The following is a 16,364-nucleotide window of genomic DNA, read 5'->3' as shown; positions in this document are numbered from 1 at the left end:
CCTGCCCCCACCAACAAACTTTTTCAGCAGACCCTAAATAATACTTTTCGACAACGGGTTTTCCGGTTAGTGAGAGAGAGTCTATCGTTCTCTAAAAAAATGGAGAATCCCCTTGGGTGTCCCTTTGGTATTTTATCCATGACTACAATGGCCAAGAAAGTAAAGCGTTAAGCCATCATCGCTACTTCTGAATCAGCAGCAAATTAGGTTACACTTCATCTTGATGAGAAACGCCCTCAAGGAGCAGCGAGTCTCATAATCGCTACAATAATAGATAAAATCCTAATTGCGAGGAAAGCCTATCGATACCATCTTCGGCAATACCCAGGGACTGAAAGCCAGTCAGATGAAACAGCTACAAAGGCTGTACCATGAAAGCTTGCCTATTGATACTCTCACCACCCCAGAATTCGCCCAAAGACTGGCGGCTATCAGTACCGATATCCATCAACCCCTCTGCACCTATATCAACCGTCGCGGCCAGGTAATTCGTGTGGGAGTGGGAACCCCCCGACAAACCCAATTTTCTCTCTTGGAACTACCCCGCTACGGTTCCGAACGTCTTTGCGGAATTCGTTGTATCGCCACGGAACTCAAGCAGGAACCGCCAAAAGAATCCAGTTTAACCGCCATGGCTGTGCAAAGATTAGACGCACTGGTGATCTTAACCCTAACCGGTACAGGCATGATCCGTCGCGGTGGTGGGGCGACCGGTTATGTGGAGCAAGTCTATCTGGCGCATCTTATACCACAAAGTCAAACAAATGTCAATAGTAATATATACTGGTCTGTCTCCCCTCCCTTAAATCTAGAGGATTTAAGCAAACAGGACTTTTTAGAGTTAGTGGAAGGACTAGAGGCGGAGTTTCAGCGAGAATTTACCGCTATAACCGTTGATACAGCCGAAGATCGGGTGCTATTGGTTGGTTTAATCACCGACGGTATGAGCGATCGCCAGTTTGAGGACGGTTTAAGCGAATTAGAACGTTTAGTTGATACCGCCGGGGGCAAAGTTTTGCAAGTCACCCGACAAAAACGGGATCATCCCCATCCTCAAACAGTGATCGGTTCGGGAAAAGTGGCAGAAATCGCCCTACAGGTGCAAACTTCGGGGGCTAATTTAGTTGTATTCAATCGCGACCTTTCTCCCGCCCAAATTCGCAATCTAGAGAATCAAATCGGGGTGAGAGTGGTCGATCGCACCGAGGTGATCTTGGATATTTTCGCCCAACGGGCCCAATCCCAAGCGGGTAAACTACAGGTAGAATTAGCCCAATTAGAATACACTTTACCCCGTCTCACTGGGCGCGGATTAGCTATGTCGAGATTAGGGGGAGGAATTGGCACTCGCGGACCGGGGGAGACAAAATTAGAAACAGAACGCCGAACTATTCAACGTCGTTTATCCCGTCTCCAGGATGAGGTGGATCAACTGCAAGCTCATCGTTCCCGTTTACGCAAACAACGGCAAAAACAAGATGTAGCCAGTGTGGCGATCGTCGGTTACACCAATGCGGGAAAATCTACTTTAATTAATGCGCTCACCGCTGCCGAAGTTTATACCGCCGATCAACTGTTTGCTACCCTCGATCCCACCACCCGACGCTTAACTATTACCGATCCCCTCACCCAAGTCTCTCACACCCTTTTACTAACCGATACGGTGGGTTTTATCCACGAATTACCCCCCTCGCTGGTGGATGCTTTTCGGGCAACTTTAGAGGAAGTAACGGAAGCAGACGCCTTACTCCATCTGGTGGATCTGTCCCATCCAGCTTGGGAAAGTCAGATTGCCTCGGTATTAAAAATCCTCTCGGAGATGCCGATTCAAACTGGTCCAATGTTAATGGTGTTTAATAAGTTGGATCAGGTAAAAAGCGACGATTTGGAAATAGCTAAGGAAAAATATCCCCAAGCTGTTTTTATCTCGGCTATTCGTCGGCTAGGATTGGAAACTTTAAAACAAAAGTTAATCGATTTAACCGCTTAATTAGGGTTGGCTGAATAAGTCTGTTGGTGGGGTTAGGAGTCAGGAGTCAGGAATTAGGAGAGGAGGCGGTCGGCAGGGGGCAGCTTTTTTCTCCCCACTTCATAATTTATAATTCCTAATTCCTAATTCCCACTGATAACTTAGGAACTATGCAAACAATCTTTCAGCGCATAGGCTACCTGTTGTTGTTCCTCGCAGCTTAAATCGGGGAACATAGGTAAAGATAACACTTTTTCACTGGCCAATTCAGCCACGGGTAAATCGCCTTTTTTATAGCCCAAATACTGATAAACCGGCTGTAAATGTAGGGGAATCGGATAATAAACCATGGATAGGACATCTTTTTCCTGCAAAGCCGCCCGAATTTGGTCACGATTTTCCGTTAGGATTGTGTACTGATTCCAAACGTGCTTACCTCCGGCTAAAGCGGCAGGTAAAGTGATATTAGGCAAAGGTTGCAGTAATTCCCGATAACGTTGGGCAATCTCGATCCGTTGATTATTCCAAAAATCGAGATATTTCAGCTTAATTTGCAAAATAACCGCTTGAATGGCATCTAAGCGGCTATTCACCCCAATTACCTCATGGAGATAACGCACCTTGCTGCCGTGTTCTTTAATCATGCGAATTTGTGCCGCTAACTCGGGGTTATTGGTGGTAATTGCGCCACCATCGCCACAACCGCCTAAATTTTTGGTGGGAAAGAAGCTAAAACAGCCAATATCGCCGATACTCCCCACTTTCTGCCCATGCCATTCTGCTCCCGTTGCTTGAGCGCAATCCTCAATCACCAATAAATTATGAGAACGAGCGAAATTTACCACCTCAGACATATTGACAGATTGCCCAAAAAGGTGTACTGGGATAATCGCTTTAGTCTGGGGAGTAAGCGCTTTTTCCAACAGTGCCACATCGAGGTTAAAAGTATTGATATCGATATCGACAAAAACCGGCACTGCCCCGACTAAATTAATCGCTTCGGCGGTGGCAATAAACGAAAAAGTAGAAGTAATTACTTCATCCCCCGCTTGAATACCGAGGGAGCGCAGTGCCAGATAAAGGGCATCGGTTCCCGAATTACAGGCGACACAATCGCTAACACCATGATAGAGAGCAAATTGTCGTTCTAATTCGCTCACAGCTTCACCACCAATATAGCGCCCAGAACGGAGGATTTCTAAAACGGCATGGTTAGCTTCTTCGCTGATGACTTGGTATTGACGGGATAAATCGACGGGGGGAATTGTACTCACGCGCTTTCACTCAAATTAGAGACTAATCGGGATTTGTCGGCGAAAAGAAGGAATAACGAAGGCAGGAGGCAGGAGGCAGTTTTTGTAACGGGGCATAAATTCCCTTTACAAAAACTTTTCGCCTTAAGGCGAGGTTTTAGAGCCGATTTTTTTGATAATTAGTCAAAAATAATTATAAACTTGCTATTTATAGATGAACTATCGTTGTAATTTGTTTCTTTTATTTTTATGGATGGATTAGTAGAACTAAATCTGGTGGATTTGGGTTGGGCTTTGGGGATGATGGGTATTTGTTTACTCCTCTCCCGTTGGTCAAATTTAGCTCTAGAGGGACAATTATTATTAGCGACCGGTCGATCGATCCTGCAATTATTAGTGGTAGGCTACGTTATCGCCGTTATTTTTTCCCTTGATAATCCTCTAGCAGTGCTGGGGATTTTGGCAGTGATGATGACTATTGCGACTATTGTTGCTAAAAATCGCATCGATAGCCGGGATAAAGGCTTATTACCGCTAGTTTTCGGCTCTTTATTGATTAGTAGCTGTCTAACTTTAGGTTATGCGATCGCTTTAATTATTCAACCAGAACAATGGTACTCACCCCAATACTTAATTCCCTTGACGGGGATGGTGTTAGGCAATGCCATGAATAGTGCCTCTTTAGCCGGGGAAAGATTAAGCAGTGCGATTAAAAGTCACCGTTTAGAAATCGAAACCCATCTTTGTTTGGGGGCAACCCCTCAACAGGCGATCGCAGATTATCAAAAAGCGGCGATTCGAGCTAGTTTAATCCCCACCCTCAATCAGATGATGGTGGTGGGTTTAGTCAGTTTACCCGGAATGTTCACCGGACAGGTATTGGCAGGAAGTGAACCTTTAAACGCCGCTTCCTACCAGATACTGATCCTGTTTATGATTGCCCTAGCTAACCTAATCACCGCTCAATTGGTGACAGAGGGAATCTATCGGCGCTTTTTCAGTGAGAATTTGTCACTTATCAGTTAACAGTTAACAGTTATCAGTTAGTCAGTTATCAGTTATCACTAACCACTCCTGACTCCTAATTAACGCCCACTGTTCACTGATTACTGTTTACTGATCACTGATTTAGCCTTTCCACTTGCTGGCGACGACTTCAGCGAGATCAACCACCCGTTGGGAGTAACCCCATTCGTTATCGTACCAAGCGATAACTTTTACCATATCGCCACCCATCACCATGGTGAGACTAGCATCAATGATCGAGGAGGCATCAACACCGCGATAATCAGAGGAAACGAGGGGTAAATCATTATATTCGAGAATTCCTTTCAAAGAATTTTCCGCAGCTTCTTTGAGGACTTCGTTTACCTGTTCCGCGATCGTGCTTTTTTCCACTTGTGCGACTAAATCCACTACAGAAACGTTAGGAGTGGGTACACGCAGGGCGATACCGTTAAGTTTCCCTTTCATTTCGGGGATAACTAAGGCTACAGCTTTGGCAGCACCGGTGGAGGTGGGAACGATGTTAACGGCAGCGGCGCGAGCGCGACGGAGATCCCGGTGACTAGCATCAAGAATGCGTTGATCACCAGTGTAACTGTGGGTGGTGGTCATCGTCCCTTTGATGATGCCGAAGTTTTCGTGAATCACTTTGACGACAGGAGCAAGACAGTTGGTGGTACAACTGGCATTGCTGATGACATTGTATTTATCGTGTTCGTATTCGTGAGCGTTGACACCGACGACATAGGTTCCCACACCCGAACCTTTACCCGGTGCGGTAATGAGGACTTTTTTAGCTCCTGCGACAATATGCTTAGAAGCGCCCTCTTCATCGACGAAAACACCAGTAGCTTCGATCACTAGATCTACACCCCATTCTGCCCAGGGCAGATTGAGGGGATTGCGATCGGAATAACATTTAATGGTTTTACCGTTAACAATTAAAGAATTATCATCGGCATCGATATTAGCGTTAAGTTTGCCTAACATCGAGTCATATTTGAGCAGGTGAGCGTTACTTCGGGGATCGGATGTATCATTGATCCCCACTACCTCCAAGCCACTATCAGTCCGTCCTAACCAACATCTTAGGAAATTACGTCCAATCCGTCCGAAACCATTGATCGCTACTCTAATCACTGCTGCTTGCCCTCTACGTTTTAGTGCAATACATAAAAAAATAATTAATGTTCCCAATCATACCTTAAAGGTTGAACTTTGCGATCCCGATCGGAAATAATTTATTAGCTCACCATTCAGGAGACAGGAGACAGGAGATAGGAGACTCCGAGACTCCGAGACTCCGAGACTCCGAGATTATTTTTATTGATTCTCCCCACACCCCACACCCCACACCCACACCCACACCCCACTTCCCACAGCCTAAAAAAAAGGAATTGGGAGCAAAAATTTTAATTCTGCGTCAAGGATTTTGCAAGGCAACTGGGCAACATTTGGGAATTCTGCTCAAATGCCCCTATCATGAAGTTGACTTTACTACCGATCGAGTTTAAAACTTATATAATCGTGGGTCTGAGGAGTGAAAACAGTGAAAAAAGTTAATTTTAACGGCCAACCTTTCCATTTTATCGGTATTGGCGGTATTGGGATGTCAGCCCTCGCTTATATCTTAGCCAAGCGCAATTTACCTGTGTCTGGCTCGGATTTACGTCCTACTCATATCACCCAACGGCTACAGGGAGCGGGAGCGCACATTTTCCACCGTCAAGAGGCAAATAATTTAGCTTTATTTCATTCTCCGGGCCCTCAAAACATTAGCCAAACAGTTCCGCAAGTAATCTGCTCCACGGCGATTAATGACCATAACAAGGAATATCAAGCGGCCAGAGACTTAGGATACCCAATTTTTCACCGTAGCGACGTTTTAGCGGCTTTAATCGCTGATTACGACAGTATCGCCGTCGCCGGCACCCACGGAAAAACCACCACTAGCAGCCTAATCGGTTACGTTTTGTTAGAAGCGGGATTAGACCCCACGATCATTGTCGGTGGTGAGGTGGACTCTTGGGAGGGTAACGCTCGTCTCGGTCAAGGTCGTTTTTTAGTGGCAGAGGCCGATGAGTCCGATGGTTCCCTAACCAAGCACGCACCGAAAATCGGCGTAATCACTAATATTGAGCTAGATCACCCGGATCATTACCATAATTTAAGCGAAGTTATCGATACTTTCCATGAATTCGCCCATCAGTGCCAGATTTTAGTCGCTTGTTTAGATTGTGACACGATCGCCGAGCATTTCCGTCCGACGATTAGTTATAGTCTCGATCCCGAAAAAGGTGCGGATTACACCGTCAGCGAGATTATCTATGAACAGGGAATGATGAAAGCTTCCGTCTGGGAAAAAGGCAGTTATCTGGGACAAATGGAAGTGAAAATCCCCGGGCAACATAATATTAGTAATGCTTTGGCAGTGGTGGCCATCGGACGTTATCTCGGTTTAGAATTTGCTGTTATTGCCGATGCGATCGCTACTTTTGCCGGGGCAAAACGCCGTTTTGAACACAAGGGAGAAGCAAACGGCATTACTTTTATCGATGATTATGCCCACCATCCTAGCGAATTGTTAGCCACTTTAGCGGCGGCAAAATTGAAGGTAGAAGGCAAACAGTACCAACGTTCGATCGCTATTTTCCAACCCCATCGCTACAGTCGCACCACTACCTTTTTAGAGGAATTTGGAGCCGCTTTTAGTTCCGCCGATGTGGTAGTCTTAACGGATATTTATAGTGCCGGGGAAGTGAATATCAATCACGTCACGGGGCAGCAAGTGGTCGAACAGGTGAGAAAACACCATAAAAATGCCTACTATCACCCTGAATTGAGTTCTTTAGGTCAATTCCTGCTAGAAATTCTCCAACCAGGGGATCTAGCCATGTTCCTCGGCGCTGGCAATCTCAATCAAGTTATCCCCGAAATGCTCTCTCTTTACCGCGAACAATTAGCAGTTAGAGTATAGGAGTCAGTTATCAGTTATCAGTTATCAGTTATCAGTTATCAGATTTGAGTTTTTAAGTGAGCAGTATTAAATAGGGTTTGCTGAATAAATGTGAAATGTAGGCAAGGTAGGGGTTTTGTGGCTTTATGAGCGAAACAGGTGTAAGATTTTGAGAGAATCGTCGTTCAAAACCTTGCGTCTTCATCGGCCCGCGTCCTGTAGGGGCGAAGCATTCGGGCAATAACCTATCGGTGAAACCGCAGATTTTCTATCCGAATGCTTCGCCCGTACTTTTTCAGCAGACCCTAAATAAGTAACATGATCGTTGGGTTTCATGCTTCAACCGTTCGGCAAAAGCTCACAGCCGAAGCCCAACCTACGTTCTGCTCCCCAACCCCCAATTCATAATTTATAATTCATAATTTATAACTTCCAACCCCCTAAAACCCTATGATTAAAACCTCTGTTTCTCTAGCTGATTTCACTTCCTATCGGGTGGGGGGAAGAGCGCAATGGTATGCCGAACCAGTTAATCTAGAGGAATTAAGAGAAGTGTTCGCTTGGTGGCAATCACAAGATTTACCCTTGACTGTTTTGGGGGCTGGTTCAAATTTACTAATCAGCGATCGAGGTTTACCCGGACTTGTCCTCAATACTCGCCATCTGCGATCGAGTTGTTTTGATGCCGAAACTGCTACGATTACAGCAGCGGCGGGGGAACCCCTGCCAAAAATAGCTTGGAGAGCGGCAAAACGGGGCTGGAAGGGCCTAGAATGGGCGGTGGGTATCCCCGGTACGGTGGGGGGTGCTGTGGTGATGAATGCGGGCGCACATACCTCCTGTGTGGCGGATCGATTAGTGCGGGCGCTGGTATTAAATCCCGATGGTCAGTTAGAAACTTTAAGCAAAGAAGATTTAAATTATAGTTATCGCAGTTCTTCTCTGCAAGGGGATCAACGTTTAGTTATCGAAGCTACATTTCAGTTAGAAGCTACCGATAATCGCGAGGAAATCATGGCAATTACTACCCATAATTTACTCCATCGCAAAAGTACCCAACCCTATGATCGTCCTAGTTGTGGTAGTGTTTTCCGCAATCCTAAACCACAATTTGCCGGGGCTTTAATTGAGGAAATGGGATTAAAAGGTTATCAAATTGGTGGAGCGCAAGTATCAGAATTACACGCTAATTTTATCCTGAATATTGGTTCAGCAAAAGCCTCGGATATTCTGCGTTTAATTCGTCATGTGCAGGAACAAGTGTTCGATCGCTGGTCCCTCTGGTTAGAACCAGAGGTGAAAGTTTTAGGGGAATTTGACGGGATTTAATTATTTTTCTCGATAACGGTTGAACTCAGCCACGATGGGCTGGAGTGCGACGGCAAATATTTTTATAATCCTCTAGCATGGTGCGTTCCCCAAAAATCTATTGGTGGGGCAGTAGGAGCCACATTAGGGAACGCACCCTACGGCTAACTATTTTTAATATATCTCGTGGGTGGTGCGTTACATTTAATTAACGCACCCTACGCAATCGCCGATCGCACTGATAGCCGTTTGACTTTGATATTGCCAATTGTCTGCTCTGCTTGCCATAGATCGTATTGCATTTGCTGATTGAGCCAACTTTCAGGAGATGTATCGAAAGCTTTCCCTAAGCGAATTGCCATTTCGGGGCTAATACCTGCCCTACCATTTAAGATGGCAGATAGGGTTTTTCGACTTACACCCAATGCTTCAGCAGCCTCAGTCACAGTCAGATTCAAAGGTTCGAGACAAAGTTCTTTAAGAACTTCGCCAGGATGTGGTGGATTATGCATTTTCATCGGAAATTTTGGGTCTGAAACCCCGCCGTTCTAGGTTGGCTTTACGTTAGAATTAAAAGGCCAGTCTCGAAAACCAAGTGGACGGCGCAGCACCTTGAAAACTCGGCTTAGGGGGTTCCGACCAGAAAAGCTTGGCCGGGTAAAAAGTCGCGCGCAACAAGTACAAGAAGCTATAGGCGGTCAACGTACCGTGGGACACACGGAATCGGGCTTCTGAAATGGGGCGAAAGTCTGTGGACTCTGTGTAAGACAGTACATGGTTTTTTAACTGTGGTATGCGACGGTGGTGGAAGCAGAAACTTAAATCGTGAGGTTTAGGAATCGCCGCACTTTTAGGGCGGCGAGGATGTCAACAGTGGTAGTCCTCAAGATCGACATCACAAGCATCAACACCGTCAAAGGTGAAAGTGATCCGCCAGTTTCCAGATACTCTCACCGTCCAGGTTCCTTTACGTTGCCCTGCCAGTTCATGAAGTACCAATCCGGGTAAGCAATTATTGTAGGTTGGGTTGACGCAAGGAAACCCAACAAAGAGTAACCTTTGGGGTGGTTGGGTTTCGCTTTTTCAAGCGAATTAAGCTATTTTCGCCTCAGTATTGTTTCGCTCAACCCAACCTACGAGGCTATTTTTAATATATCTCGTGGGTGGTGCGTTACGACGGATTGCTAGTCCTAAGTAAGAGCAGAGATTGTCGCCGTCTAACGCACCCTACTGGACTAGCTGGCATCTTATTTTTACGCAAGTCCCTTAGGGAACGCACTCTACGGCTAACGGCAAAACGCAGCGGCGGCAGATAACCTCGGCATCCCCACAAGCGGCTTCTATCCGTCCGCTGCCGTGGAGTGTTAGCTTGAGATCGCTAACATTAAGTGCCAATAAATCCTGAGAAAAGTTTTGTATTATCTTATTCACATTAGACCTGGTGGAGTAAGTAGTATAGTCCAGTAAGCAATTGAAACAGTAATTCCATTAGCAATTACTAGACACCAAAAAATTTTTGCTGTCCACCTAAACTTAAAAATCCAAATTAGACTCATAACCTCAACAACTGCATTCAACAGCGCAGCCAGAATACAACTCACTATCCAAGTAACTGGATTGAATGTACCCCAGTGAAACAGGGGATGGATTGTGATAGTTGCAATTAACTCCCAGACAATACCAGACAAAGGGATGCCGACAATACCTACAACTGTAGAAACGAGGTTCATCACAAGAGTCATCAATCCTACTTTCCATATTTTTTCTTGGGTCAGCCATATTAAGCAGAGGAACTCAATCAGGAGACTAATTCCAACTATCCACCATGTGTTTATACGTTCAACCAGATACAAAGACGGCCAAATGACATTTGCGAGAATCATCATTTTTATAATTAACGGATTGGCTCAATATTAATAAATTATGCTCACAGTATAATCTTTGAACAAATTTATGGACGACCTCGAAGCTCTGTCCGTGCAGAAAATCTAGCAAGCTAACGGAAATGGTCAGCAATTTTGTAGGGTGCGTTAGGCGGTGATAAGCTTGGAATGAAAAAACAAAATTAGTAATCCGCCGTAACGCGCCAGTTAAGTATTATCAAAGTTCTCATCAACCAGAAGCTTAATCATTCTTGCTGCGCTGCTTTACGGGCAAGAAGGCGATCTCGCAATCCCTGGGGGTCAAATCTCCCTTGATTGATTACCGGAATCTTCTGTGCTTGCTGTTGTCGCTGTTGCAAGTAGGATTCTACTTCCGATTGGTGATTGAGGTAAAAAGCGATCGTGGCGTAAACGTCAGCTAGATTTAGTGATGGGTAACGATTAACGATTTCCTCTGCTGTCGCGCCCTGATGAAATAAGGTCATAAGCATTTTCGTCGCCGTGCCTAGAATTTTATTGTCTAGTACAGCATCGCTACCATAGCATGATCGATTTAACTTGACTAGGAATGGATAAAGGCAAATAATCAATTAATCGATCGAGATCAAGACTCAATGTCTGATAACTTGTTATTGGTGGGGTAGGAAATCACCTAAGTCACCCTGTTGAATTATTGATTGTCACTAAAAATGTTTAAGCGATCGCTTTTCTTGCCCCTGTTAATTTTATCCCTTAGTTGTACGCTGCTTTTTAGTGCTTGTCGTCAACAAACAGCTAATAATCCCCCAGCAACGACCAATAATAATTCAGAAACTTTAAAACTTTTATATTGGCAAGCACCGACGATTTTAAATCCCCATCTCTCCACGGGATTTAAAGACTCAGAAGCGAGTCGCATTACCTTAGAACCTTTGGCTAGTTTCGATGAAAAAGGGGAATTAGTTCCTTTTTTAGCGGCAGAAATTCCTACTATTGAAAATGGGGGAGTTGCCCGGGATGGTAAATCCGTGACATGGAAGCTAAAAAAAGATATTAAATGGTCAGATGGTACTCCTTTTACTGCCAAAGATGTCATCGCTACCTATAATTTTATTACCAATCCGAAAACTGGTTCTACTAGCGCTGGCAATTATGAAATAGTTAAAAGTGTGGAAGCGATCGATACCCATACGGTTAAAATAACTTTTAAGCAAGTTAATCCCGCTTGGTCATTAGTTTTTGTGGGAACAGAAGGGATGATTTTACCTGCTCATCTCTATGAAAAATATAGCAATGAAACGGCACGTCAAGCCCCTGCTAATTTATTACCGGTGGGAACTGGCCCCTATAAAGTGGTAGAATTTAAACCGGGAGATACGGCGGTTTATGAACGAAATTCTTTCTTTCGAGAAGCGGATAAATTGGGTTTTCAAAGAATAGAATTAAAAGGCGGCGGTGATGCAACTTCGGCGGCAAGAGCGGTTTTACAGACACAGGAGGCGGATTATGCCTATAATTTGCAAGTAGAGGCCAAGGTTTTAAGTGATTTAGAAAAAGCGGGTCGGGGTCAGTTAATATCTAGTTTCGGTTCTTTGATTGAACGAGTTTTATTTAATCTGAGCGATCCTAATCAAGTTACTGCCGAAGGTGAGAGGTCTAGTATTAAGTTTCCCCATCCTTTTTTGAGTGATGTAAAAGTAAGAGAAGCTTTATCTTTAGCCGTTGATAGAGATACTATTGCCACGCAGCTTTATGGTATTACTGGGAAAACAACTCCTAATTTTATTGTGATGCCATCGGAATATAATTCTCCCAATACTCGCTATGAATTTAATCTAGAAAAGGCTAAGAAATTACTAGATGATGCGGGATGGAAAGATAGTAATGGTGATGGCACTAGGGATAAAAATGGGGTAGAAATGAAATTAGTTTTTCAAACTACTGTCAATCCTCTCCGTCAGAAAACCCAAGAAATTATCAAACAAAGTTTACAAGCGATCGGGGTAGGAGTAGAATTAAAAACTGTTGATGCCAGTATTTTCTTTTCTAGCGATCCTGCTAACGATGACACGGTAGAAAAGTTTTATGCTGACCTACAAATGTACACTACAGGTAATAATAGTCCCGATCCGAAAGCCTATTTTAAAACCTTTACCTGTAGCGAAATTCCCCAAAAAGCTGATGGTTGGTCTGGGGATAATTATGCTCGTTATTGCAATCCTGAATACGATAAATTATGGCAAGCTTTTAGTCAAGAATTAAACCCAGAAAAACGGCGAGAAATAGCGATTAAAATGAATGATATGTTAATTAATGATTTTGTGATTATTCCCCTAGTTCATCGTGCCGATGTGGTGGCAATTAGCAATAGTTTGTCGGGGTTTGAATTAACTCCCTGGGATAGAAATACTTGGAACATCAAGGACTGGAAGCGTAGTAAATAAATGCTCAAATATTTTCTGAGAAGATTATTATTTTCGATTCCCACTCTTTTAGCTATTAGTATGGTGGTTTTTGGCATTTTGGCCCTAGCGCCGGGGGATCCTATGGGGGAATTTGCAGCTAATCCAGCTATTACGGAAGCGGTGCGAGAAAATATTCGCAAAAGTCTCGGATTAGATCAACCCCTTCCCGTGCGTTACGTCAAGTGGTTGTTAGCATTTCTTCAAGGAGATATGGGCTATTCTTTCACCAGTCGCAGCCCGGTTTTTACCCTCATTTGGCAGCGTTTACCCACAACTCTCTGGATTGTCGGTATTGCCTATATTTTCGGGGTTTTAATCGCTTTTCCTTTGGGCGTAATTTCAGCAGTCAAGCGCTATTCTTGGTTAGACAAAATCATCTCTACTTTTTCGATGCTTGGCTTTTCTTTACCCACCTTTGTGACGGGATTATTATTAATTATTATCTTTAGTGTGCAGTTAAACTGGCTACCATCTTTTTATAACAGTACCCTAGAAATTAGCGATTTTAATAGTTTGATCGAGCAGGTTAAACAGTCAATTATGCCCGTAACTGTATTAAGCTTATATCAAGGGGCGATGTTGATGCGTTTTGTGCGTTCTTCCGTAACCGAAGAAATTCACCAAGAGTACGTTAAAACTGCCTTAGCCAAGGGACTAACTAATTTTTCTGTCCTCACTAAGCATATAGTTCGCAATGCTTTAATTCCCGTTGTCACCCTGATTGCTCTTGATATTCCCTCAATTTTTACTGGAGCTTTAGTCACAGAACAAGTGTTTCGTGTGCCGGGTATCGGTGCTTTATTAATCGATTCTATTTCCCGCAGTGATACCCCCGTAGTGATGGCGATTACCTTTATCTATGGGATTTTAATTGTTATCTTTAACTTAATTGCCGATTTAACCTATAGTTGGCTCGATCCGCGAGTCAGATATTAACTATGAACATCATGCGATCCTTACACACGGGGATTTTAGTCACCGATCTAGAAAAAGCCGTTAACTTTTACGAAAATGTCCTAGGATTAACTAGAATCGATCGCCCTTTTCAATACGATGGGGTTTGGTATCAAGTGGGAGATTATCAAATTCATTTAATTGTCGATAGCAATTACCAAAACTACCGTCCCAATCCCGAAAAATGGGGACGCAATCCTCATATTGCCTTCGCTATTGATGACGTGGCGGCCATGGGTAACTATCTAGAAAGTCAAGGTTATACAATTCAAATGAGTGCCTCGGGTAGAAAGGCCTTATTTGTCAGTGATCCCGATGGTAATATCCTAGAAATGAGCCAAATTTAGCCTGAAAAATTCCCCAATATGTTAGACCAATTACAGACTCAACTCTATCACCTTGAACAATACGCTGATCGCTTAGTGACTTCCCAACTAACTCACCTTAGTTTTGTCAGTATTGCTGTGATTTTTCTAGCCGGTTTACTCACCAGTCTTACCCCCTGTATGCTGTCGATGTTGCCGATTACCGTCGCTTATATCGGGGGTTACGAAAATAAAGGTCGTTTAGCGGCTTTTTGGCAGTCCACATGGTTTTCCCTGGGATTAGCCACCACCTTAGCGGGATTGGGACTAATTGCCGCTACTTTAGGAAAAGTCTATGGACAGGTGGGGATCGGTTTACCAATTATCGTCAGTGCGATCGCTATTTTGATGGGGTTAAACCTCTTGGAATTATTACCCCTGCGCTTCCCCTCCCTTGGCGCTACCGATTGGATTACCGGCGATTTTCCCCCGATTTTGCGGTCCTATCTTCTCGGTTTAACATTTGGTTTAATCGCCTCTCCTTGCAGTACACCTGTTCTAGCGACTCTATTGGCATGGGTGGCAAATACGGGAGATTTAAGCTTAGGAGGGGGATTATTGTTATCCTACACTGCCGGCTATGTTTTACCCTTAATTATCGTCGGTTCTTTTACTGCCTCGCTGAAAAGCTTTCTTTCCCTGCGTCAATGGTCCGGGTGGATTAATCCTGTCAGTGGGGTTTTATTAATCGGTTTTGGAGTTTTTTCTTTATTATCCCGTCTGCTGTGATGGTGGAGAGTTATGATAGATAATTGGCTAGAATTGCAAAACTTTTAACTATGACTATATCGGAAACTTCCTCAAATTTAAAGAATAGACCGCCTCAATGGGGACGGAAATTTATCCAGACTATTGCCGATCTACGATTGGCAATTATCCTCTTACTTTTAATCGCTATTTTTAGCATTTCTGGGACAGTAATCGAACAGGGTCAATCTCTATCTTTCTACCAAGCTAATTATCCTGAAAAACCCGCTTTATTTGGGTTTCTGACTTGGAAAGTTTTATTAATAATGGGATTAAATCATGTTTATAGTACCTGGTGGTATCTATCATTATTAATTCTCTTCGGTTCCAGTTTAACCGCTTGCACCTTCCGACGACAATTTCCCGCTTTAAAAGCGGCCAGAAAATGGCAATTTTATCAACAATCTCGCCAATTTCAAAAACTGGCTTTAAGTGCTGAATTAGAAACTGGTTCCCTAGAATCCCTCACCCCCTTGTTAGAAAAAAAAGGCTACAAAGTTTTTCTAGAAAATAACAGTCTTTATGCTCGTAAAGGTCTGATTGGTAAAATCGGTCCGATTATCGTTCATGCAGCCATGTTAATTATTTTAGCAGGAGCGATCTGGGGAGCGTTAACTGGGTTTTTCGCTCAAGAAATGGTAGCTAGTGGCGATAGTTTTCAGGTTAAAAATATTATTGAAGCTGGACCCTTATCTAAAAATTCTCTCCCTAAGGATTGGGGGATTAAAGTTAATCGTTTTTGGATTGATTATAGTCCTAAAGGTGATATAGAACAATTTTATTCTGATTTGTCGGTGATCGATAATCAAGGACAGGAGATCGATCGCAAAACTATTCAAGTTAACCAACCTTTGCACCATAAAGGGGTGACTTTTTATCAAACCAGTTGGGGGATTGCTGGGGTAAAAGTACAGGTGAATAATAGTCCGATCCTACAGCTACCGATGGCTAGTTTAGACACCAAAGGTAATGGACAAATCTGGGGAACTTGGATTCCGACTACAACCGATCTTAGTGAGGGAGTTTCTCTTTTAACCAGAGATTTACAAGGTACGGTAGTTGTCTACGATGCTAAGGGAGATTTAACCTCTGCTGTACGAGAAGGAATGACGATTCCTATCAATGGAGTTAATCTAAAAATAGTCGAATTAGTGGGAAGTACAGGTTTACAAATTAAGGCAGATCCGGGAGTCCCGATCGTCTATTTAGGTTTTGGTTTATTGATGATGGGAGTGGTAATGAGTTACTTTTCCCATTCCCAAATTTGGGCTTTACAATCGGGTGATCGCTTTTATATTGGTGGTAAAACTAATCGCGCTCAAGTCAGTTTTGAACGGGAAATAATTGATACCATTGAAAGGCTAAAGTTAAAGTAAGCTGTCCGCTCCGCACATTTAAATTGCTGGTTAAGATCAGGCAAGAGGCACTCTTGCAATAGGCAACCCCCCCCGACGTCGGGGGGGGCAAGGGGGGGGGAGAT

Annotated in this window: 15 protein-coding genes; 9 read left to right on the top strand and 6 right to left on the bottom strand. The window is 43.8% G+C overall.

The window, feature by feature from the left end; genetic code table 11:
• Positions 1 to 286 precede the first annotated feature (286 nt).
• Complete coding sequence (gene hflX / locus H6G48_RS17140; RefSeq protein ID WP_190722633.1) at positions 287 to 1,990, top strand: GTPase HflX; 1,704 nt, start codon at positions 287 to 289, stop codon at positions 1,988 to 1,990.
• A gap of 140 nt (positions 1,991 to 2,130) precedes the next feature.
• On the opposite strand, the gene H6G48_RS17135 is transcribed toward hflX, so the two are convergent.
• Complete coding sequence (locus H6G48_RS17135; protein ID WP_190722632.1) at positions 2,131 to 3,243, bottom strand: aminotransferase class I/II-fold pyridoxal phosphate-dependent enzyme; 1,113 nt, start codon at positions 3,241 to 3,243, stop codon at positions 2,131 to 2,133.
• Between the two features lie 228 nt (positions 3,244 to 3,471).
• Here H6G48_RS17135 and H6G48_RS17130 point away from each other — a divergent pair, with 228 nt between their 5' ends.
• Positions 3,472 to 4,248 carry an ABC transporter permease gene (locus tag H6G48_RS17130; RefSeq protein ID WP_190722631.1) on the top strand — a complete coding sequence of 259 codons (777 nt, stop codon included), beginning with the start codon at positions 3,472 to 3,474 and terminating at the stop codon, positions 4,246 to 4,248.
• Positions 4,249 to 4,350: 102 nt separating this feature from the next.
• Here H6G48_RS17130 and H6G48_RS17125 read toward each other — a convergent pair whose 3' ends face one another.
• Positions 4,351 to 5,367, bottom strand: a complete 1,017-nt coding sequence (locus H6G48_RS17125) for a type I glyceraldehyde-3-phosphate dehydrogenase (protein WP_158202112.1) — start codon at positions 5,365 to 5,367, stop codon at positions 4,351 to 4,353.
• Between the two features lie 409 nt (positions 5,368 to 5,776).
• On the opposite strand from H6G48_RS17125, the gene murC reads away from it, so the two are divergent.
• On the top strand, positions 5,777 to 7,204 hold the full coding sequence (gene murC, locus H6G48_RS17120; protein WP_190722630.1) for a UDP-N-acetylmuramate--L-alanine ligase: 1,428 nt from the start codon (positions 5,777 to 5,779) through the stop codon (positions 7,202 to 7,204).
• A gap of 429 nt (positions 7,205 to 7,633) precedes the next feature.
• On the top strand, positions 7,634 to 8,512 hold the full coding sequence (murB, locus tag H6G48_RS17115; RefSeq protein WP_190722629.1) for a UDP-N-acetylmuramate dehydrogenase: 879 nt from the start codon (positions 7,634 to 7,636) through the stop codon (positions 8,510 to 8,512).
• A 197-nt stretch (positions 8,513 to 8,709) separates the two neighbouring features.
• Here the strand turns inward: murB and H6G48_RS17110 are convergent, their stop codons facing one another.
• From H6G48_RS17110 to H6G48_RS17090, 4 genes are all read right to left on the bottom strand, one after another.
• A complete protein-coding gene (locus H6G48_RS17110) occupies positions 8,710 to 9,009 on the bottom strand; it encodes a HigA family addiction module antitoxin (protein ID WP_046662171.1) in 300 nt (99 codons plus the stop codon).
• 748 nt (positions 9,010 to 9,757) lie between these two features.
• Complete coding sequence (locus tag H6G48_RS17100; RefSeq protein ID WP_190722627.1) at positions 9,758 to 9,922, bottom strand: hypothetical protein; 165 nt, start codon at positions 9,920 to 9,922, stop codon at positions 9,758 to 9,760.
• Complete coding sequence (locus H6G48_RS17095; protein WP_190722626.1) at positions 9,919 to 10,377, bottom strand: hypothetical protein; 459 nt, start codon at positions 10,375 to 10,377, stop codon at positions 9,919 to 9,921. The genes H6G48_RS17100 and H6G48_RS17095 overlap by 4 nt, the downstream gene beginning before the upstream one ends.
• Positions 10,378 to 10,619: 242 nt before the next feature.
• A complete protein-coding gene (locus H6G48_RS17090) occupies positions 10,620 to 10,859 on the bottom strand; it encodes a DUF433 domain-containing protein (RefSeq protein WP_242034675.1) in 240 nt (79 codons plus the stop codon).
• A gap of 204 nt (positions 10,860 to 11,063) precedes the next feature.
• Here H6G48_RS17090 and H6G48_RS17085 point away from each other — a divergent pair, with 204 nt between their 5' ends.
• Genes H6G48_RS17085 through H6G48_RS17065 form a run of 5 tightly spaced genes read left to right on the top strand, consistent with a single transcriptional unit; the run spans position 11,064 to position 16,260 of the window.
• Positions 11,064 to 12,797, top strand: coding sequence for a peptide ABC transporter substrate-binding protein (locus H6G48_RS17085; protein ID WP_190722624.1), 1,734 nt, complete (start codon positions 11,064 to 11,066; stop codon positions 12,795 to 12,797).
• Complete coding sequence (locus H6G48_RS17080; RefSeq protein ID WP_110579854.1) at positions 12,798 to 13,754, top strand: ABC transporter permease; 957 nt, start codon at positions 12,798 to 12,800, stop codon at positions 13,752 to 13,754.
• 2 nt (positions 13,755 to 13,756) lie between these two features.
• Positions 13,757 to 14,119: a VOC family protein gene (locus tag H6G48_RS17075; protein WP_190722623.1), complete on the top strand. Its 363-nt coding sequence runs from the start codon at positions 13,757 to 13,759 to the stop codon at positions 14,117 to 14,119.
• A gap of 18 nt (positions 14,120 to 14,137) precedes the next feature.
• The gene (locus H6G48_RS17070) at positions 14,138 to 14,866 is read left to right on the top strand and encodes a cytochrome c biogenesis protein CcdA (protein WP_002757062.1); all 729 of its coding nucleotides are present in this window, start codon (positions 14,138 to 14,140) and stop codon (positions 14,864 to 14,866) included.
• A gap of 50 nt (positions 14,867 to 14,916) precedes the next feature.
• Positions 14,917 to 16,260, top strand: a complete 1,344-nt coding sequence (locus tag H6G48_RS17065; RefSeq protein WP_190722622.1) for a cytochrome c biogenesis protein — start codon at positions 14,917 to 14,919, stop codon at positions 16,258 to 16,260.
• Positions 16,261 to 16,364 lie beyond the last annotated feature (104 nt).

This window comes from Microcystis flos-aquae FACHB-1344 (assembly GCF_014698375.1).
Classification (GTDB): domain Bacteria; phylum Cyanobacteriota; class Cyanobacteriia; order Cyanobacteriales; family Microcystaceae; genus Microcystis; species Microcystis aeruginosa.
The sequence above is the reverse complement of the archived record's forward strand: the minus strand, read 5'-3'. Positions and strand labels throughout refer to the sequence as shown.